The organism is Pandoraea sputorum, from assembly GCF_000814845.2.
Classification (GTDB): Bacteria; Pseudomonadota; Gammaproteobacteria; order Burkholderiales; family Burkholderiaceae; genus Pandoraea; species Pandoraea sputorum.
In genome coordinates this window covers 944482-964660 of the sequence record NZ_CP010431.2, presented here as the reverse complement: position 1 = coordinate 964660, position 20179 = coordinate 944482, and the positions used below count along the sequence as shown (strand labels likewise).

General features: G+C 63.3%; 16 protein-coding genes. 7 read left to right on the top strand and 9 right to left on the bottom strand.

The window, feature by feature from the left end; genetic code table 11:
- Positions 1 to 3 precede the first annotated feature (3 nt).
- Entirely contained in the window at positions 4 to 3999 is a 3996-nt protein-coding gene (locus NA29_RS04370) for a DUF3683 domain-containing protein (protein WP_039402342.1), read from the bottom strand.
- A gap of 604 nt (positions 4000 to 4603) precedes the next feature.
- On the opposite strand from NA29_RS04370, the gene NA29_RS04365 reads away from it, so the two are divergent.
- A complete protein-coding gene (locus NA29_RS04365; protein ID WP_039396077.1) occupies positions 4604 to 5062 on the top strand; it encodes a (2Fe-2S)-binding protein in 459 nt (152 codons plus the stop codon).
- A gap of 17 nt (positions 5063 to 5079) precedes the next feature.
- Entirely contained in the window at positions 5080 to 7302 is a 2223-nt protein-coding gene (locus NA29_RS04360) for a xanthine dehydrogenase family protein molybdopterin-binding subunit (RefSeq protein WP_052252518.1), read from the top strand.
- A gap of 142 nt (positions 7303 to 7444) precedes the next feature.
- Here the strand turns inward: NA29_RS04360 and NA29_RS04355 are convergent, their stop codons facing one another.
- A complete protein-coding gene (locus NA29_RS04355) occupies positions 7445 to 8059 on the bottom strand; it encodes a YqaA family protein (RefSeq protein ID WP_039396074.1) in 615 nt (204 codons plus the stop codon).
- 142 nt (positions 8060 to 8201) lie between these two features.
- On the opposite strand from NA29_RS04355, the gene NA29_RS04350 reads away from it, so the two are divergent.
- The 4 genes from NA29_RS04350 to queF all read left to right on the top strand — a co-directional run bounded on the left by NA29_RS04350 (position 8202) and on the right by queF (position 12351).
- Positions 8202 to 8822: a nucleotidyltransferase family protein gene (locus NA29_RS04350; RefSeq protein ID WP_039396071.1), complete on the top strand. Its 621-nt coding sequence runs from the start codon at positions 8202 to 8204 to the stop codon at positions 8820 to 8822.
- Positions 8823 to 8942: 120 nt separating this feature from the next.
- Positions 8943 to 10472 carry a threonine ammonia-lyase, biosynthetic gene (gene ilvA, locus NA29_RS04345; RefSeq protein WP_039396068.1) on the top strand — a complete coding sequence of 510 codons (1530 nt, stop codon included), beginning with the start codon at positions 8943 to 8945 and terminating at the stop codon, positions 10470 to 10472.
- A gap of 84 nt (positions 10473 to 10556) precedes the next feature.
- The gene (locus NA29_RS04340) at positions 10557 to 11537 is read left to right on the top strand and encodes a 5'-nucleotidase (protein ID WP_039396065.1); all 981 of its coding nucleotides are present in this window, start codon (positions 10557 to 10559) and stop codon (positions 11535 to 11537) included.
- Positions 11524 to 12351 (top strand): NADPH-dependent 7-cyano-7-deazaguanine reductase QueF, encoded by an 828-nt coding sequence (gene queF / locus NA29_RS04335; RefSeq protein ID WP_039396063.1) that lies wholly within the window; start codon positions 11524 to 11526, stop codon positions 12349 to 12351. Before NA29_RS04340 ends, queF begins: the two co-directional genes overlap by 14 nt.
- Positions 12352 to 12384: 33 nt before the next feature.
- Here the strand turns inward: queF and NA29_RS04330 are convergent, their stop codons facing one another.
- The 5 genes from NA29_RS04330 to NA29_RS04310 form a co-directional block, all read right to left on the bottom strand.
- On the bottom strand, positions 12385 to 12858 hold the full coding sequence (locus NA29_RS04330) for a hypothetical protein (protein ID WP_039396060.1): 474 nt from the start codon (positions 12856 to 12858) through the stop codon (positions 12385 to 12387).
- Positions 12859 to 12892: 34 nt separating this feature from the next.
- Complete coding sequence (locus NA29_RS04325; protein ID WP_150777666.1) at positions 12893 to 13369, bottom strand: hypothetical protein; 477 nt, start codon at positions 13367 to 13369, stop codon at positions 12893 to 12895.
- Positions 13370 to 13557: 188 nt separating this feature from the next.
- Entirely contained in the window at positions 13558 to 13944 is a 387-nt protein-coding gene (locus tag NA29_RS04320) for a RidA family protein (protein ID WP_039402338.1), read from the bottom strand.
- Between the two features lie 58 nt (positions 13945 to 14002).
- On the bottom strand, positions 14003 to 15502 hold the full coding sequence (locus NA29_RS04315) for an N-acyl-D-amino-acid deacylase family protein (RefSeq protein ID WP_052252517.1): 1500 nt from the start codon (positions 15500 to 15502) through the stop codon (positions 14003 to 14005).
- A gap of 1 nt (position 15503) precedes the next feature.
- The gene (locus NA29_RS04310) at positions 15504 to 16385 is read right to left on the bottom strand and encodes a MurR/RpiR family transcriptional regulator (protein ID WP_039396054.1); all 882 of its coding nucleotides are present in this window, start codon (positions 16383 to 16385) and stop codon (positions 15504 to 15506) included.
- A 141-nt stretch (positions 16386 to 16526) separates the two neighbouring features.
- Here NA29_RS04310 and NA29_RS04305 point away from each other — a divergent pair, with 141 nt between their 5' ends.
- On the top strand, positions 16527 to 17798 hold the full coding sequence (locus NA29_RS04305) for an amino acid deaminase (RefSeq protein ID WP_039396051.1): 1272 nt from the start codon (positions 16527 to 16529) through the stop codon (positions 17796 to 17798).
- 98 nt (positions 17799 to 17896) lie between these two features.
- Here NA29_RS04305 and NA29_RS04300 read toward each other — a convergent pair whose 3' ends face one another.
- Both NA29_RS04300 and NA29_RS04295 read right to left on the bottom strand, forming a co-directional pair.
- The gene (locus NA29_RS04300) at positions 17897 to 18412 is read right to left on the bottom strand and encodes a MarR family winged helix-turn-helix transcriptional regulator (RefSeq protein WP_052252516.1); all 516 of its coding nucleotides are present in this window, start codon (positions 18410 to 18412) and stop codon (positions 17897 to 17899) included.
- Positions 18413 to 18416: 4 nt separating this feature from the next.
- Positions 18417 to 20012, bottom strand: a complete 1596-nt coding sequence (locus NA29_RS04295; protein WP_039396048.1) for an MDR family MFS transporter — start codon at positions 20010 to 20012, stop codon at positions 18417 to 18419.
- Positions 20013 to 20179 lie beyond the last annotated feature (167 nt).

Here is a 20179-nt window from a genome sequence, read left to right as displayed (position 1 = left end):
GCATCAGACCAGCACGCGTTCGATGCCGCCGTTGTTTGCATCCTTGACGTAGTCCACCAGCCACTGATCGCCCAGAATGTGCTTGGCGATCTCGACGACGATGTAGTCGGCTGTGACATCGGCGTCGTCGTTGTAGCGCGACAGACCTTGCAGGCACGACGGGCAGCTCGTCAGGATCTTGACGTCTTCCACCTTGCCGTCCGCCCGCAGCTTCGCCGCGCCCTTGCGCATCTCCTCTTCCTTGCGGAAGCGGATCTGCGTCGAGATATCCGGACGCGTGACCGCCAGCGTACCCGATTCGCCGCAGCACCGATCGTTCTTCTCGATCTTGTAGCCGTCGTTCTCGCTGCCCATCAACTGGTTCACGAGCTTGACCGGGTCCATCGTCTTGATCGGCGTGTGGCACGGATCGTGATACATGTAGCGCGTACCGTTCACGCCTTCGAGCTTCACGTTCTTCTCAAGCAGGTACTCGTGGATGTCCACGATACGGCAGCCCGGGAAGATCTTCTCGAATTCGTAGCCCGCGAGCTGATCGTAGCAAGTGCCGCACGACACCACCACCGTCTTGATATCGAGGTAGTTCAGCGTGTTGGCCATGCGGTGGAAGAGCACGCGGTTGTCCGTCACGATCTTCTCGGCCTTCTCGCCCTGCCCCGATCCGCGTTGCGGATAGCCGCAGCATAGATAGCCCGGCGGCAGCACCGTCTGCACGCCCACGTGCCAGAGCATTGCCTGCGTGGCGAGACCGACCTGCGAGAACAGACGCTCCGAGCCGCAGCCAGGGAAGTAGAACACCGCTTCCGAATCCACCGTGGTGGCCTTCGGATTGCGAATGATCGGCACCACCTTGTTGTCTTCGATGTCGAGCAGCGCGCGCGCCGTCTTCTTCGGCAAGTTGCCCGGCATCTTCTTGTTGACGAAGTGGATCACCTCTTCGCGCAGCGGCGGCTTGCCGACCGTTGCAGGCGGGTGGGCCGTCTGCTTCTTGGCGATCTTCTTGAAGATATCCGCACCGAAGCGTTGCGCCTTGTATCCCCAGTCGATCATCACCTTGCGGGTGATGTTGATCGTCTCGGGGTTGGTCGCGTTCAGGAAGAACATACCGGCGGCCGCGCCCGGGTTGAACTTCTTCTTGCCCATCTTGCGCAGCAGGTTACGCATGTTCATCGTCACGTCGCCGAAGTCGATCTTGACCGGGCAGGGCGTGACGCACTTGTGGCAGACCGTGCAGTGATCGGCCACGTCGTTGAACTCGTCCCAGTGCTTGATCGACACGCCACGGCGCGTCTGCTCTTCGTACAGGAACGCTTCGATGAGCAGCGACGTTGCGAGAATCTTGTTACGCGGGCTGTAGAGCAGGTTCGCGCGCGGCACGTGCGTGGCGCACACCGGCTTGCACTTGCCGCAGCGCAGGCAGTCCTTCACGCTGTCGGCAATCGCGCCGATGTCCGACTGCTGCATGATCAGCGACTCGTAGCCCATCAGCCCAAAGCTGGGCGTATAGGCGTTGCGCAGATCGGCGGGCAGCTCGGGCAGATTGAGCAGCTTGCCCTTGTTGAAGCGTCCTTCCGGGTCCACGCGCATCTTGTACGCGCGGAATTCGCCGATCTCGGCTTCCGTCAGGAACTCCAGCTTGGTGATGCCGATGCCGTGTTCGCCCGAGATCACGCCGTCGAGCGAGCGCGCGATGTCCATGATGCGGGCCACGGCCTTGTGCGCATCCTGGAGCATCTCGTAGTTGTCCGAGTTGACCGGGATGTTCGTGTGCACGTTGCCGTCACCAGCGTGCATGTGGAGTGCGACGAACACACGGCCGTGCAGCACGCGCTTGTGGATCGCCTGCGCTTCGTCGAGGATCGGCTTGAACTCGCCGCCCGTGAAGATCTGACGCAGTTCGGCGCGAATCTCCTGCTTCCACGAAATGCGTACCGTGCGGTCTTGCAACAGATCGATGAGGCGCGTTTCCGGATGCTTGTTCAGACGGTCGTTCAGCGCGACGTTGATATCGCGAATGCCGTGACGGTTGAGCAGCGGAATGGCGTCGGCGAGCGACATCTCGAAGTTATCGCGCAGGTACTCCCAGCGTGCGCGGACCTCGCGCAGCATCGTGAGCGCCGTCTGCACGCGATCTTCGAGAATTTCAGCCGACGGAATTTCGTTCGCGTCGTCCGTCTTGCCGAGCGGCAGATTGCCCGCTTCGAAGAACGCTTCGAGCGCGTCGACCAGTTGCAGCTTGTTCTTGAGCGAAAGCTCGATGTTGATGCGTTCGATGTGATCCGTGTATTCGCCCATGCGATGCAGCGGAATCACCACGTCTTCGTTGATCTTGAAGGCGTTCGTGTGGCGGGCGATGGCGGCCGTGCGCGAGCGGTCGAGCCAGAACTTCTTGCGCGCCTCGGCCGACACGGCGACGAACCCTTCGCCGCTCTTGCCGTTGGCCATACGAATGACTTCCGACGTCGCTTGTGCGACCGCGTTGTCGTCGTCGCCAACGATATCGCCGATCAGCACCATCTTCGGGAACGCGTTGCGCTTCGACTTCGTGGCATAGCCCACGGCGCGCAGATAGCGTTCGTCCAGATGCTCCAGACCGGCGAGAATCGCGCCGCCCGCAGCCGTCTGCGCGAACATGTAGTCCTTGATTTCGACGATGCTCGGAATCGCTTCCTTCGCCTGGCCGAAGAACTCCAGACACACCGTACGCGTATGCGCGGGCATCTTGTGCAGAATCCAGCGCGCGCTCGTGATCAGGCCGTCGCAGCCTTCCTTCTGAATGCCCGGCAAACCGGCGAGGAACTTGTCCGTGACGTCCTTGCCCAGGCCTTCCTTGCGGAAACGCTTGCCTTCGATCTCCAGCATCTCGGTCTTGAGCAGCACTTCACCCGGAGCCTGATTACCGTCGAACCATTTCAGTTCGAAGCGAGCGACCGGAATGTCGTGAATCTTGCCGAGGTTGTGATCGTGACGCGTGACTTCCAGCCAGTTGCCCTGCGGATCGACCATGCGCCACCACGCGAGGTTATCCAACGCGGTGCCCCACAGCACAGCCTTCTTGCCACCGGCGTTCATGGCGACGTTGCCGCCGATGCACGAAGCATCGATCGACGTGGGGTCGACAGCGAACACCAGACCGGCACGCTCGGCGGCTTCGGCCACACGGCGCGTGACCACGCCCGCCCCCGAGAAGATCGTACCGACCGGCTTGTCGACGCCCGGTAGTTGCAAGTATTCGACTTCGTCGAGTTGTTCCAGCTTTTCCGTATTGATGACGGCCGAGAACGGCGTGAGCGGAATCGCGCCACCCGTGTAGCCCGTGCCACCTCCACGCGGGATCACCGTCAGCCCCAGTTCGAAGCAGCCCTTCACCAGCGAGGCCATTTCGGCTTCGCTGTCCGGGGTCAGCACCACGAACGGATATTCCACGCGCCAGTCGGTCGCGTCCGTCACGTGCGAGACACGCGACAGGCCGTCGAACTTGATGTTGTCGCTGGCAGTCGTGCGACCGAGCACCTTTTTCGCGCGACGGCGCAGTTCGGCCATCTTCTCGAACTCGGCGGCGAAGTCCGCCACGGCGCGGCGCGCGGCCACTTCCAGTTGCTCGACGCGGGCTGCACGCTCGCGGCCATGCGCGTCGGCGTGTTCGGCCACGTCGGCACGGCGACGCTTGTCGATCTCGTTCAGACGGTGGTCGAGCGCGTCGATCAGCAGCTTGCGGCGCTTCGGGTTGTCGAGCAGGTCGTCTTGCAGATACGGGTTACGGCGTACCACCCAGATGTCGCCGAGCACTTCATACAGCATGCGTGCCGAGCGGCCGGTACGGCGTTCGGCACGGAGTTCGTCGAGGATCGCCCAGGCGTCCGCGCCAAGCAGGCGCATGACGATTTCGCGGTCCGAAAACGACGTGTAGTTGTAGGGAATTTCACGCAGACGCGGGGGTTGAGCGGCTACGGCATGCTTAGCGTCGTGCGGCTCGAAGGCAGGCAAGGGTGCGTTCATCTTGTCGGGCTCGTCATTGCGGCGGTGCATCCGCCGTCGGCGTTCGTCTCGCGGGACGCGCCGAAAGTCAAAATCGGTTATGCGCTGGGCGTGCCGACCGCAGGCGCAAGGGGTGCGCGCGGGCCGACAACGGTCAATCTGCGGTCAACGAGATCGACGACTGCCGTGCGAGAACACCATTCGCGCCGATGACGAATCGTGTTCGGTCATCGGGCAGAAGCACAGAGGGGTGAGGCAGTTGGTGCGCATGCCCAGATCTTTCTTCCGGCTTAGGAAAGTGTTGGTAGGGGAATGTAGGTCGAATTGTACTTCATTGCACCGCAACACGTTGGCGCCGCGCCGAAAACCCCTGCGTGACGCGTCAATCCACTCCAATCCACTCGTTTGGGTCGTTTGCGAACCTGCGGCGCGCCTCATCGCTACGTTGACGACGGCTTCACAACGACGCCGACGCCACCCCTGCCTCTCACTTTCACCATAAAAGCAGACCGCTATATTTCTTTAGATACAACGACTTGCATCGCACTTCTGAACTGAAATTTCCGTGGAATGGGAGTATGGTCTAGCCGTCCCCCGACTTATCCACCCATCAAGAGGTGTTTCCATGGCTTCGTTCCAACTGAACGGCAAAACGGTGAAGGTCGACGTCGACCCCGCCACTCCCCTGCTCTGGACCTTGCGCGACGCGCTCAACATGACCGGCACGAAGTTCGGTTGTGGCATGGCGTTGTGCGGTGCCTGCACCGCCCACCTCGACGGCCAGCCCATCCGCAGCTGCGTCACCCCCGTGTCGGCCGTCGAAGGCAAAAAGATCACCACCATCGAGAACGTCGGTGCCGATCCGGTCGGCGCTGCCGTGCAGGCCGCATGGGTCAAGCACGACGTGCCGCAGTGCGGCTACTGCCAGAGCGGCCAGATCATGTCTGCCACCGCCCTGCTGCGCGATAACAAGACGCCGAACGACGAACAGATCGATACCGCGATGGCGGGCAACATCTGTCGTTGCGGCACGTACGCCCGCATTCGCGCGGCCATCAAAGACGCCGCATCGTCGCTGGCCTGAGGCGAGGAGACACCCCCATGCGTGAACTTCGTTTCTCCCAACGTCCCGGCGTGGCCGTGGGCGACTTCACCGGCGTGAGCCGTCGTGGCTTCCTCAAGACGTCCGCCATTGCGGCGGGCGGCCTGATGCTGGAAATGTCGCTGCCCGGCATGATGCGCACGGCAAGCGCGCAGGGCGCGGCCCCGGCAGCGGTCGTGCCGTCCGCCTTCGTGCACATCGCCCCGGACGACACCGTCACCATTCAGGTCAACCGGCTCGATTTCGGACAAGGCGTGCAAACGGCGTTGCCGATGCTCGTCGCCGAAGAGCTCGATTGCGACTGGTCGAAGGTCCGCAGCGAGTTGGCCCCGGCCGCCGACGTCTACAAAGACCCGATGTTCGGCATCCAGATGACGGGCGGCTCCGGCTCCATCGCGCACTCGTGGATGCAATACCGGCGCATTGGCGCGTCGGCGCGCGCGATGCTGATTGCGGCGGCGGCCCAGCAATGGAAAGTCCCGGCCGATCAGTTGCGCACCGAAAAGGGCGTCGTGCTCGGCCCGAACGGTAAGCGCGCCACCTACGGCAGCCTCGCCGCAAAGGCGCAAGCCATGCCGGTACCCGCCAACGTTGCGCTCAAGGATCCGTCCGCCTTCCGTCTGCTCGGCAAGCCGACGGGCCGTCTGGACGCCAAAGCCAAGTCGACCGGCACGCCGATGTACGGCATGGACTTCAAGCTGCCGAACCTCAAGGTGGCGGTCGTGGCGCGTCCGCCGGTGTTCGGTGCCAAGGTGAAGACGTTCGACGCCAAGGCAGCGAAGGCCGTCAAGGGCGTGCGCGACGTCCTCGAAATTCCGGACGACCGTGGCGGCACCGCCGTCGCCGTCATCGCCGATGGCTACTGGCAGGCGAAGACTGGCCGCGACGCGCTCAAGGCCGAATGGGACACCAGCGGCGTCGAGCATGTCGACACCACGGCGCAGTTGGCCAAGTACAAGGAAATGGCGAAGACGCCGGGCACCGTCGCCATCGACGCCGACGTCTCCAAACTCAAGGGCGCACCGAAAACCCTCGTGGCCGAGTACAGCTTCCCGTACCTCGCCCATGCCCCGATGGAACCGCTGAACTGCACGGTGCAGATCTCGGGCAAAGGCGCGGAAGTCTGGACTGGCACGCAGTTTCAGACCGTCGATCAGGCGGCCATTGCACGCACGCTCGACCTCAAGCCGGAGCAGGTCAAGCTTCATACGTTGATGGCAGGCGGCGGTTTTGGCCGTCGTGCAGTGCCGACGTCGGACTACGGCGTCGAAGCCGCGCAGGTTGCGAAGGCGTGGCACGGCGCGGGCCATCGCGAGCCGGTCAAGGTGATCTGGAGCCGGGAAGACGACATTCACGGTGGCTACTACCGTCCGATGTACGTGCATCGCGCAGAGATCGGTCTGGATGCCAAGGGCAACGTGCTCGCCTGGAATCACACCATCGTCGGCCAGTCGATTCTGGCGGGCACGCCGTTCGAGAAGATGATGGTGAAGAACGGTATCGACGGCACGAGTGTCGAGGGCGTCTCCGGCACACCGTACGCCGTGCCGTTACGCCTGACGCTACACAGCCCGAAGGTCAACGTGCCGGTGTTGTGGTGGCGTTCGGTGGGCAACACCCACACGGCGTTCGTTATGGAGACGTTGATCGACGAATTGGCGAAGAATGCTGGCCAGGATCCGGTCGCGTACCGCTATGCGTTGCTGGGCGACAAGCATCCCCGTCACCGTGATGCGCTGGCGTTGGCGGTGGAGCGTTCGGGTTACGGCAAGACCAAACTACCCGCAGGACAGGCATGGGGTGTGGCCGTGCATGAGTCGTTCGACTCGGTGGTCGCGTACGTGGTGGTGGCGGAGATGCGCAATGGTGCACCGCGTCTGGTGAGTGCCACGGCGGGTGTGCATTGCAACTTCGCCGTCAATCCATTGACGGTTGCAGCGCAGGTCGAAGGTGCGGCATTGATGGGACTGGGCACGACACTGCCGGGTGCGGCGATCACGATGAAGGATGGCGAAGTCGAGCAGAGCAACTTCCACCAGTACACGGTGGCGCGCCTGACCGACATGCCCGCGATCAATGTGCACGTGGTCAGCTCGGGCGACGCACCGACCGGGATGGGCGAGCCGGGTCTGCCGCCGTTGGCGCCGGCGTATGCCAATGCCGTGTTTGCGTTGACGGGCAAACGGCAGCGCGCGCTGCCCTTCGAAGTCGCAAGCGCGTAAGAAGGTGGGCCCCGGGAAAGCATGATGGTGAGCCGGACCGGGGCCCCTTTCTGAACCGAGTTGGGTCTATGTCTGAGGGCGCAAAGAAGCGAAAGGGGCCCCGGTCCGGCCTCCGGACTTCGTGAGACCCCCGAATGGGGCCTCACCCGACGAGCAAATGCCTGAACGGCGCGAAGATGCCTTGCCAGAAAGACTCGGGCACCCGCAGCATCAGGTAGGTGATGGCGACGTAGCGGAGTGTCTTGCCGATGGCGATATAGATGAGGCACGAACGCCACGAAAGCCGCAGCCATCCGGCAAGGGTGCAGAGCGGATCGCCGACGACCGGCAGCCATGAGAGCAAGAGCAAGGGCGGCCCAAAGCGGCGCATCCAGCGGGTGTAGCGTTCGTTCATGGGTGCTTTGCCGTCGACGTCCCCTTTGCCTGCCTTCCCCTGCGGCACATCGACAGTCACGCCGACTCCACCGACCGCCGCCGCCCGCGCATGCGCCCGTCGGCGCGCCTTGAGCCGCACGAACGCGCGACGCGCCGCGAACCCCATCCACCAGTCCAGCATGCCGCCGAGCGTATTGCCCACGCTCGCCACGACAATGGCCGTCCAGAACATATGCGGATTGAGCGCCACGTAGCCGAAGAGCGCGGGTTCCGAGCCCATCGGCAGCAGTGTGGCGGAGAGAAACGACACGAGAAAAATGGCGGGCAGGCCCACGCCGGGCAACGCCAGCACGCCCAGCAGCCATGTGATGAACGACTCCATGCAGCTCCGCAGAAAGCAAAATCCGAACGAAAAACCCCGCAACGCCGCCGTCCCCGACCGACCAGACGGTCAGCCAACGACACGGCGAATGCGTGAACACGCGTTTGGCAGAAACAAAAAGTCTGGCGCATAATGCGTGACCATGACCCGACCCTCGACGCCGCCCGTGGCCATTCTACTGGCAGGCGGACTCGGTACCCGCTTCGATGCGGCTGGGCGCCGGAACAAGCTGCTCGCGCCGCTCCCCGGAGACCCCCTGAACCGACCCGTTGCCCTCGCCAGCGCCCACGCGCTGCTGGCGGCATTGCCGCGCGTGATCGCGGTGGTGCGACCGGACTCGGCCGAGCTGGAGAACGTGCTGTTGCAGGCGGGTTGTGAAGTCGTCATGAGCCACGCCACCAAGCGCGGCATGGGCGCGACGCTCGCGGCCGGCATTAATGCCGCCTCCGACGAAGATCCGCCCCCGGGCCTCGAACATCTCGACGGCTGGCTCGTCGCGCTGGCCGACATGCCCTACATCCACCCGAATACCCTGCGCGCGATTGCGAACGGCCTTACGTCGCCCGAAGCCATCGTCGCTCCGAATTATCAGGGACAACGCGGCCATCCCGTCGCGTTCGGTTCTGCCTATACCTCGCGTCTTGCCGCCCTCGATGGCGACATCGGCGCGCGCGACCTGTTGATTAGCGAGCACATTACGATCGTCGATGTCGACGACGCCGGAATCGTGCGCGACATCGACACCCCAGACGACCTACGCTAGGGCGCGCACTCCCCTTTCCTGTTTTCCCCGAAAGACCAAGCGCGACCGCCCCGGCGGAAGTGCTGGTCTATCATTGTCCTTTTGTTCCTTGATGTGCCTAACCTGAAGAAGCCCTAAATCATGTCTGACGCAGCTCCCGACTATCTGAAGAAGATCCTGACCGCCAAAGTCTACGACGTCGCCTTTGAGAGCGAACTCGAACCGGCTCGCACGCTTTCCATGCGGCTGCACAATCGAATTTATCTCAAGCGCGAAGACAACCAGACGGTGTTCTCCTTCAAGATTCGGGGCGCGTACAACAAGATGGCCAACCTCAGCGAGGCCGAGCGCGAGCGCGGCGTGCTGACCGCGTCCGCCGGGAACCACGCGCAGGGCGTTGCCTACTCGGCGGCGCGTCTGGGCTGCAAGGCCGTCATCGTCATGCCGGTCACTACGCCGCAGGTCAAGATCGACGCCGTGAAAACCCACGGCGGACGCGCCGTCGAAGTGGTGCTCGCAGGCGACTCGTACAGCGACGCCTACGCGCACGCCATGACGCTGCAAGCCGAGCGTGGCCTGACCTTCGTGCCCCCGTTCGACGACCCCGACGTCATCGCCGGTCAGGGCACCATCGGCATGGAAATCCTGCGCCAGCATCAGGGCCCGCTGCATGCCATCTTCGTGCCCATCGGCGGCGGTGGACTGGCGGCCGGTGTCGCCGCCTACGTCAAAGCCGTGCGTCCGGAGATCAAAGTCATCGGCGTGCAATCGGTCGACTCCGACGCCATGGCGCAATCCATCCACGCTGGCGAGCGCATCCTGCTCAACGATGTCGGTCTGTTCGCTGACGGCACCGCCGTCAAGTACGTCGGCGAAGAGACGTTCCGCCTGTGCAGCGAGTATCTCGACGAAGTCGTGCGTGTCGACACCGACCAACTGTGCGCCGCCATCAAGGATGTCTTCCAGGACACCCGCAGCGTGCTTGAGCCGTCCGGCGCGCTGTCCGTGGCGGGCGCGAAGCTGTATGCGGAGCGCGAAAAACTCAAGGGCGAAACGCTCGTCGCGATCACCTCCGGCGCCAACATGAACTTCGACCGCCTGCGCTTCGTCGCCGAGCGTGCCGAGGTCGGTGAAGCGCGCGAAGCCGTGTTCGCCGTCACCATTCCCGAGGCGCGCGGCAGCTTCAAGCGCTTCACCGAAGTGGTGGGCAGCCGCAATGTGACCGAGTTCAACTACCGAATTAGCGAAGCGTCCAGCGCCCACATCTTCGTGGGTATCCAGATGCACAACCGCGACGAAGGCGAGCGTATCAAGGCCGGTTTCGAGCGTCACGGCTTCCCGACGCTCGATCTGTCGAACGACGAACTCTCCAAGCAGCACATCCGCTACATGGTGGGCGGGCGCTCGGCGCTGGCCAGTCACGAAGTGCTGTATCGCTTCGAGTTTCCGGAGCGTCCGGGCGCGCTGATGAAGTTCCTCTCGGCCATGAGCCCGAACTGGAACATCAGCCTGTTCCACTACCGGAATCAGGGCGCGGACTACAGCAACATCCTCGTGGGGATTCAGGTCCCGAACGACGAGAAGGCCGCGTTCCGCGACTTCCTCGCAACGCTCGGCTATCCTTACTGGGACGAAAGCGATAACCCCGTGTACAAGCTGTTCCTCGGGTAAGTCGCGACGCCCTCAGTCACGCACTCAGACACGCACTCAGTCACGCATTCAGTCACCGATACACGACAGGAAATCGCCGCCGCCATGCCCATCACGCTCGAGAACAAACTCGTTGTCGCGATCTCGTCGCGCGCGCTGTTCGACTTCGAAGAAGAGAACCGCGTGTTCGACGCGGGCGTGGCGAGCGGCGACGATCAGTCGTATATGCAGTATCAGCTCGACCGCCTCGACGCGCCAGCGCCAGCGGGCGTCGCCTTCCCGCTCGTGCAGAAGCTGCTCGCGTTCAATCAGGGCAGCGGTACCAGTGATACCAGCGGTACCAATGGGGCCAGCGGTGCCGCAGACACGCAAGACAAACATCGCGTGGAAGTCGTGGTGCTCTCGCGCAACGATCCCGTGAGCGGCATGCGCGTGTTTCGCTCGGCGCGACAGCTCGATCTCAAGATCGAGCGCGGCGTGTTCACGCGCGGACGCGATCCGTTCGGCTATCTCAACGCGCTGGGGGCACATCTGTTCCTGTCGGCGAACGAGCGCGATGTGCGCGGCGCACTCGCAGCAGGTTTTCCGGCCGCACGCGTGTATCCGGACTCTGCAAAGAAAGCCGAATTGCATCCCGACGAGATCCGCATCGCTTTCGACGGTGACGCGGTACTCTTCTCCGACGAGGCCGAGCAGGTCTTCCAGCGCAACGGCCTCGACGCCTTCCAGCAGCACGAAATCGAGCGCGCCGCCACGCCGTTACCCCCTGGTCCGTTCAAGCCGCTGCTACTCGCGCTGCACCGTTTGCAAGCCCTCGCAGGCCATGAAGTGCCGGTCAAAATCCGCACCGCGCTCGTGACGGCGCGCTCGGCCCCGGCGCACGAGCGTGCCATTCGCACGCTGATGGACTGGAAAATCGACATCGACGAGGCGATGTTCCTGGGCGGGCTGGACAAAGGCGCATTCCTGCGTGAGTTCGAGCCCGATTTCTTCTTCGACGATCAGACACGCCACTGCGAATCGGCGGCCCGCGTCTCCCCGACCGGTCACGTCATCAGTGGCATCGCCAATCATGACCACGCCTGAACAATCCTCGCTCGGCAAGGAAGTTGCCTACACCGAGCAGTACGACCCGTCCCAACTCTTCCCGATCGCCCGTGCGCCCGCGCGTGCGGAAATCGGCGTGCCCGACGTCCTGCCGTTCTTCGGCGCGGACATCTGGAACGGTTACGAACTCTCGTGGCTCAACGAGAAGGGCAAGCCGCAAATCGCGCTGTTGACCGCCATGGTACCCGCCGATTCGCCATTCATCATCGAATCGAAGTCGTTCAAGTTGTATCTCGGCTCGTTCGCACAGACGAAGCTGGCGAATGTCGACGCCGCGCGCGCCCTGATCCAGCAAGACCTGTCGGAAGCGGCGGGCGCGCCGGTGCAGGTGAAACTCGTGGAGCCGAGCGGTTTTGCCAAGCTCGAACTCGACGAACTCGACGGCTTGCTCGTCGACCGGCTCGACATCGATACCGACATCTACGTGCCGGATGCGTCGCTACTCACCGCCGCGTTCGATGAAGCGCCCGTGGACGAAACGCTCGTGTCCAACCTGCTCAAATCGAACTGCCCGGTCACCGGACAACCCGACTGGGGCAGCTTGCAGATCCGCTATGTCGGCCCGCCGATCAATCAGGAAGGCTTGCTCAAGTACGTGATTTCGTACCGGCGTCACACCGGCTTTCACGAGCAATGCGTGGAAGGGATCTTCATGGACATCATGCGTCAGTGCAAGCCGACCCAGTTGGCTGTCTACGCCCGCTACACGCGACGCGGCGGACTCGACATCAATCCGTTCCGCACCAACTTCACGTTGCCGATGCCGGACAACGCACGTACAGCGCGTCAGTAAGGTCAGTACTGTCAATAAGCGACACCAGGGCTGTCAGCCGAGATAGCCCAGTTTCGCCATCAGTCTCAACGCGGCGTTTCTGACGTTGGCGTATTTCGGCTCGCCGCCGCAACGCGCCATCGTCTCCCGCATCGCCTGGCATGCGCCGTCGAACTGGCGCAGCTCGATCAGACACTCCCCCACGCGATACATCGGCCCGGGAGCCTCCTCGTCCAGAAGCGCCGCCGCCATGAACAATGGCAGCGCCGCCTTAGGCTCGCCATGACGCTGCATCGATAGCGCCAGCGCCACCGCGTAGTCCGCATCCAGCGGACACGCAGACAGCAGCGGCGCAAAGCACTCGATGGCCTGCACAAAGTCGCCTCGCTCGAACGCCCCGTAGCCGCAGCGATAAACGGCGTCGCATTGCGCAGCGTCCCACGCGCCGGGACGCGGCAAATCGATCGCCTCGCGTCGCTGTTCGGCATTGCGCACCACGGCCAGCGCTGCATCGATTTTTCCGGCCATAGATGTCGACGACGATGCGTGCCCCAACGAATCATCAGACATAGTCACGTGGCGGAGCCTCCCTCGGCGATTCGAATTGCACACGCGTGCTGAGTGTCGTCATCGCCCGCCCTGCCTCGCGCTGCTTCTTCAGGCACAGACAGACCTGTGCCAGACCGTATGTCACAGCGAGCGTCGACACCGCGGCCATGCCGCCGCCGATGCCAACGCCGGTCCACTGATCCAGCCGTGAGGCCCCCGATTCGTCGTCCGCCACTGTTGCGGCAAGGCAGAAGTACGCGCCAGCGGACAACCCCAGCACGCCCACTACCGTCATCGCCACGCCGGTCAGTCCGCCCGACAGCCCGCCGCGCCCCAACCGGCTCATGGTCTGGGAGCGCAAACGAATGTCGTCCGGCGTTATGGGGAAATCGATGGTGATGCGGGCGTCTTCGGCGGACTCGATGGCGGCCCGGTACGTAGGTACAGCCGGTGCACTCGGCCCTGCCCCGCCGATGGATCCTGATCTCACAGTGACCTCCTTTCAGGTTAGGAGGCTGAAGATTGCGCGCTTTCACGACAACGGACCATCGAAGGCAAACCGCAGACTTTGCGAAACGGTAACGTCCGTCTCGGTCAACCAGAAGGCACAACGCCGAAACAAAAAAACCGACGATAACCGTCGGTTTTTCCATGGACGCTCAGCGCCGCGGGTGCGACTTACGCAGTCGGCTTCTTGTACGCCACGCAGTCCACTTCGACCTTGCAGTCGATGACCATGCTCGAAACCACGCAAGCGCGTGCGGGCGGATGATCCCCGAAGTATTCCTTGAACACCTTGTTGAACGACGCGAAGTCGCGCGGGTCGTCCAGCCACACGCCGATCCGCATCACGTGCTCGGTGCCGTACCCGGCTTCGGTCAGAATCGCGATCATATTCTGGATCGCCTGATGCGACTGGGCGACGATGCCCCCGTCGATCACTTCGCCGTCTTTCATCGGGGTCTGTCCCGAGACGAACAGGAAGCCGTCGGCTTCGGTCGCGCGTGCAAAGGGCATGCGCTGGCCGCCAGTGCCCTGCCCGCCTTCCACGCCATATCGTTTGATGCTCATCATCGCTCCTTTCAACAAATCGTTTTCAACAACACCGGCTCAGAACAACCGTTCAAAGCACCGGCTGCGGCGTGCCGCGACGCACAAAGCGCCCGGCACGCGCGTTCTGCGTCGGTGCGCGGTCCTGCCACGAGAGCACACCGTTGACCCACACCGCCGAAATGCCATACGCGGGTTGCATCGGATCGGTAAACGTCGCGGCGTCGGCCACGGTCGCCGGATCGAACAACACCAGATCGGCCCAATACCCTTCACGTACAAATCCGCGCTCGCTCAGACCGAAACGCTCGGCGGAAAGCCCCGTCATCTTGTGGACGGCTTCCGCCAGCGGGAACAGTGCCTGCTCGCGGCTGTAACGTCCCAGCACGCGCGGGAACGCGCCCCACAGACGCGGGTGCGGCAACGGGTCGTTGGGCAGTCCGTCCGAGCCGACCACCGTCGCCGGGTGACGCAGAATGCGGCGCACGTCGTCTTCTTCCATGCAGTGATACACAGCACCGGCCGGTTGCAGGCGCTTCGCCGCTTCCATCAGATCGACGCCCCAGTCTGCGGCAATCTTCGCGAGCAGTTTGCCGCCCTGCTCGGGATGCGGCTGGGACCATGTGACGAGAATGTCGAAGTCGTCGGTGACTTGCTTGAGATCGAGCGTCGACGAACTCGCCGTGTACGGATAGCAGTCGCAGCCGACCGGCTGAAAGCGCTGCGCCTTGTCGAGCGCTTCGAGAATTTCAGTGCTGCGTCCCCAGTTGTCGACGCCCGCGCACTTCAGGTGCGACACGACCACCGGTACGCGCGCATGACGTCCGATGCGGAAGGCTTCGTCGAGCGCTTCGAGAATCTCGGCGAATTCCGTGCGCAAGTGCGTCGCATAAAGACCGCCCGCTTCAGCCAACGGCTCGGCCAGCGCGAGGACTTCCTCAGTCGGTGCGGCATTCGCGTTCGCGTAGGCCAGTCCCGTCGACAAGCCCAGCGCGCCACCCGCCAGCGCTTCGCGAAGTTGCGCGCGCATGCCTTCGATTTCGGCTTGCGTCGCAGGCCGGTCAAGACGATCCATATGGTTGTTGCGTAGCGCCGTGTGACCGATTAGCGCCGCCACGTTGATCGACGGTTGCGCCTTCTCCAGCGCTTCGACATAGGCCGCGAAGGTCGGGTACTGGAACGCACTCGCCTCGCCCAGCAAGTTCATCGGATCGGGCGGATCCCCCTTGAGCGTGACAGGCGAAGCGCTGATGCCGCAGTTGCCGACGACGACCGTCGTCACACCTTGCGACAGCTTCGGCGTCATTTCCGGCGCGCGCACGACGTTGGTGTCGTCGTGCGTATGGACGTCGATGAAGCCCGGGCTCAGCACGTTGCCGTTGCCTGCGACAACTTGCGTCGCCTGCCAGCCCGAGCGCTCCCCCGCGGGTGTAATCGAGTGAATGCGGCCACCGCGCAACGCCACATCGAAGCGGTCGTCCGTCATGGGTGCGCCGGAGCCGTCCGCCAGACGAACGTCGGTGATCAGCGTATCGACCGTGCGATCGGCAAAATTTTCGGTGCGGTCAGTCATGTCAGTCTCCCAGAGGCTGGCGATCGCCGCCGCCCCGATGTGTGTCGAGCACATATTTGATTCGTCGCAACAGCGCCTGACTCTGCGGTTTGGCGAGCAACGCCAGTTCCGTAGCCAGCACGTCCATGGCAAGCAGCATCGCGTAACGCGACGACGACGGTTTGAAAATGAAATCGGTTTCAAGCGCGCGGATCGGCAATACCTCGTCGGCGAGCGCCGCCAGCGGTGACCCCGTCGCGGTGACGGCCACGACCTGCGCCCCGTATTCGCGCGCAATTTCACAGGCGGACAGCAGTTCCGGCGTGTGACCGCTCACCGAGAAGGCGAGTACGACGTCGTCGCGTCCGAGCGTACCGGCGACCATGCGGGCCAGCACGGCGTCCTGATAGCTGGCGACCGGGCGGCCCAGACGCACAAGGCGATAACGCGCCTCGTCAGCTAGCAGCGACGACCCGCCGCCCATCCCGAACGCGTACACCATGCGCGCCGAAAGCAGTCGCGCAGCGGCACGTCGCACGGTATCGGGATTGATAAGTCCGCGATGCACCTGCAACGTCGTCTGAATATCGTCGGCAATCCGGTCGATGGTCTCGCCGCCACCGTCTTGCCCATTGGCCGCGCTCGCGCCGAGAAAGCGCTGGCCGACGACTGCCGCCTGCGCCAGTCGCAGCTTGAGGTCGCGCACATCGCGGCAGCCCATCGCCTTGGCAAAGCGGGTCACGCTCGCCTCGCTCACGCCAGCGCGCTCGGCAAGCACGTTGATCGACGCCGCAGCAGCGCCCGCTACGTCTTCCAGCACGACCTGCGCGACTTTGCGTTCTGCCTGACTCAGGGCGTCGCTGCGTTGCGCAACGCGGGTCACGATATCGAAGGTTTCGGCCATATATCCGGTCTGTGCGGCGCCTCAACGGTCGGACGCCCAATATTTGTTACTTTATAACAAAACTGTCAAACGCAGGTAATTAAACGCTATTATAGGAGCCATTCAGCGGCTTTCAGCGCACAGACATGAGGAGAGATGGGAATGAGTGATACAAACTATCAGCACGGCATGATCGATACCCTCAACAAGGGTCTGGGTGCGCTGGAGGCGCCGCTCGCGCCGTCCGCCGCGACCGGACTGGGCTGGAATCTGCTGAACGAAGACCTGAGCCTGCCGACGGCGGTGCTCTACGAAGACAAGATCCGTCACAACCTCGCGTGGATGCAGCGCTTCGTGCACGAATACGGTGTGAAGCTCGCCCCGCATGGCAAGACGACGATGGCCCCGAAGCTATTCCGTCGCCAGTTGGAAGGCGGCGCATGGGGCATCACGCTCGCCACGGCACAGCAGACGTACGCGGCCTATCATCACGGCGTACGACGCGTGCTCATGGCGAACCAGCTCGTCGGCAAGCGCAACATGACGATGATTGCCGACTTGCTGAAGGACACCAACTTCGAATACTTCTGTCTGGTCGATTCGGCGGCTGCGGTGGTGCATCTGGGCGAATTCTTCCGCGCGCGCGGCCAGACGGTTCAGGTGCTGATCGAACTCGGCGTGACGGGCGGCCGCACGGGCGTGCGCGACGCTGCACAACAGCAAGCCGTGCTCGATGCACTGACGCAGTATCACGACGCCGTCAAACTCGCGGGCGTGGAAGTGTACGAAGGCGTGCTGAGCACGGAAGCGGACATTCGCGCCTTCCTGCAACGCGCAGTGAGCATCACGCGCGAGCTGGTCGCAGCGGGCCGCGTCGAGCGCAACCCGGCCGTGCTCTCGGGCGCGGGGTCTGCCTGGTACGACGTCGTCGCGGACGAATTCGCGCACAAGGACGTGGGCGCGCCGCTGGACGTAGTCCTGCGTCCCGGCTGCTATCTCACGCACGACGTGGGTATCTACAAGGCGGCCCAAGCACAGATCGCGACGCGCAACCCCATCGCGAAGCAGATGCGCTCGCAACTGCAACCGGCGCTGCAGCTGTGGGCGTACGTGCAATCGATCCCCGAACCCGAGCGCGCCATCATTGCGCTGGGCAAGCGTGACGCCGCGTTCGATGCGGGCATGCCAGAACCGGCACAGCAATTCCGTCCCGGCGAGAGCAAGTCGCCGAAGGCCACGCCCGAGCATTGGGAAGTGACCGGCATGATGGACCAGCACGCTTACCTGCGCATCGCCCCGGGCGACGACATCCGCGTGGGCGACATGATTGCGTTCGATATCTCGCACCCGTGCCTGACGTTCGACAAGTGGCGTCACCTGCCGGTCGTCGATGGCGACTACAACGTCGTCGAGATCGTGCAGACGTTCTTCTGATCGTCGTCACACCGCTCGTCTTCAACGTCTCAAAGAAAAAGCCGCTTCGAATCCGAAGCGGCTTTTTTTGTGGCCGACGTCCATCGGGGGCGAGCGACCTATGACGCGTTTTTGGAGGCTCGCTTTCGCGCGGGCGTGGTGTCCGTGGCGCTCGGTGCGGCGGGTGGCGCAGCGCCCGACTTCGCCCTGGACGCCACCGACTTGAACTGCGCCTCAAGATGCACGAGCGCGCTCTCCAGCGTGGCGATTTCGTCAGGCGTCATGCCTTCGAGCGTGTCGTCGAAGAAGGCCTGACGACGCGGCGTCGCCTCGTCGTGCACGGCCATGCCCGCGTCCGTCAGCGTGACATTGGTCAGACGATTGTCGTCGGGGTCGGTCGCGCGCGTCAGCCAGCCGAGCGCTTCCATCGACTGAAGCTGACGGGTGAGCGACGCGGGATCGAGTCGGCAATGTTCGGCAAGAAACTTCTGCGAGCAGGTGCCGCGTTCGGCCAGCGCGAGAATGATGCGCCAGCGCGGCAGCGGATGTCCGACCTGCGCGTCGAAGGCGAGCATCATCGCGCGGTAGGTCAGACTCAATTGCTGAATGACGTTACGTTTCAAAGCGGTCGGCATCGCGTCACTCCCCTGCTGGCGGCTGCGGCTTCGCACCGCGCGTCAGACGAATGAGCGGCACGCGTCGTACGAACCACAACCCGGCGAGCGCCGCCGCGAGCGACACCATCTGCCCGTTGTGAATGGCGGCGACGAGCGACGTACGCGCCGACTCGATGAACAGGGCGCCATTCTGGCCCATGTGCGCGAGCGTCATCAGAAAATCGCTTTGTGCAGTGGCGTTCACCAGAATCTGCGGATCGGAAAGTTGCGACGTGAAACGTGTGCCTTCGTTGGCCGCCAGCGCATCGGTGACGCGTGCCGTATAGCTGTGATTCACCAACGTGCCGACGATGGCCGTCCCGAGCATCCCGCCGATCATGCGCAGCGATTGCATCAACGCGGTGGCGATGCCGAGGTGCGCGCGCCCGGCGACCTCCTGTGCGAAGACAGTCAGGTTCGGCATCACGAAGCCGAGGCCGAGACCCGCGAGGAACATATACGCAGCGATCAGCAGATGCGGCGTGCCGCGATGCGTGGTGATGATGCCTGCGCAGGCCAGCGCGAGCAGCAGGAAGCCGCCGTACAACATCACGTTCGGATTTCGCAGACGGGTGATCAGACGCCCGTTCACGATGCTGCCCACGGTGATACACACGACCAACGGCGTGATGAGCAAACCGGTTTCGCGCGGCGAGAGTCCGAAGCCGCCCTGCAGCAGCAGCGGCGCGTAGAACAGCAACCCGAACATCGAGAACCCGGCGAAGACCGACAGTACGAAAAGCGGCGCGAGCGATTTGTCGCGGAACATCTCGAACGGCACAATCGGATGCGAAGTGCGCTGCTCCCACCGATAGAGCGCGAACGACGAGACGACCAGCACGATAGCCAGCGTCACCACACCGCGCGAGAGACCGTCCGCAGGCAGCCATTCGACGAGCATCTGCAAGCTCCCGAGCGCTGCGGTGATGAGCACAGCGCCGAGCCAGTCGATGCTGGCTTTGCTGTGTTCTTCGGCGCGCATTTGCGGCAGGTGGCGTCCGATGAACCAGATGCCGAGCAAACCGACGGGCAGATTGACGTAGAAGACCGAGCGCCAGCCGTAGGCTTCGGTGAGAAAACCGCCGAGCGACGGTCCGATGGCGTTCGCGATGCCGAAGGCAGAACTGAGCATGACCTGCCAGCGCAAACGCACGTGAGGATCGGGGAAGAGTTCCGGCACGCAGGCAAACGCGGTCCCGACGAGCATGCCGCCGCCGATGCCCTGCAGAGCGCGGGCGAAGACGAGGAACGGCATGCTGTTCGCCGCACCGCAGAGGACCGATGCGGCAGTGAAGACAATGATCGCCGCCACGACGAATCGCTTGCGGCCGTAGAAATCGCCGAGGCGTCCGAAGATGGGGACGGTGATGACGGAGGTGAGGAGATACGACGTTGCGACCCACGCGTAGTACTCGAACCCTTTGAGTTCCGCGACGATGGTCGGCAGTGCAGTCCCGACCACGGTCTGGTCGAGCGCCACCATCATCGTGCAGAAACAAAGGCCGAGCATCGCCACGAGCGACTGCCGGAAGGGCAACACCTGCCCCGCCGAGTGCGGGGTGCTAGGACTGGGAGCCATTTTTTGGATGGATCAATGTTTGATCAGTCAAAGATTCTAGCATGGTTGCTGATTGGGGGATTCGCTGTCACCATCAAATGATTTCCCATACTCCAACACCCGAACAAGCCGGAAAGGCAGGCCACGCATAGCAGTATCGAAAATCTTTTGCTCAAAAAAACATGCGG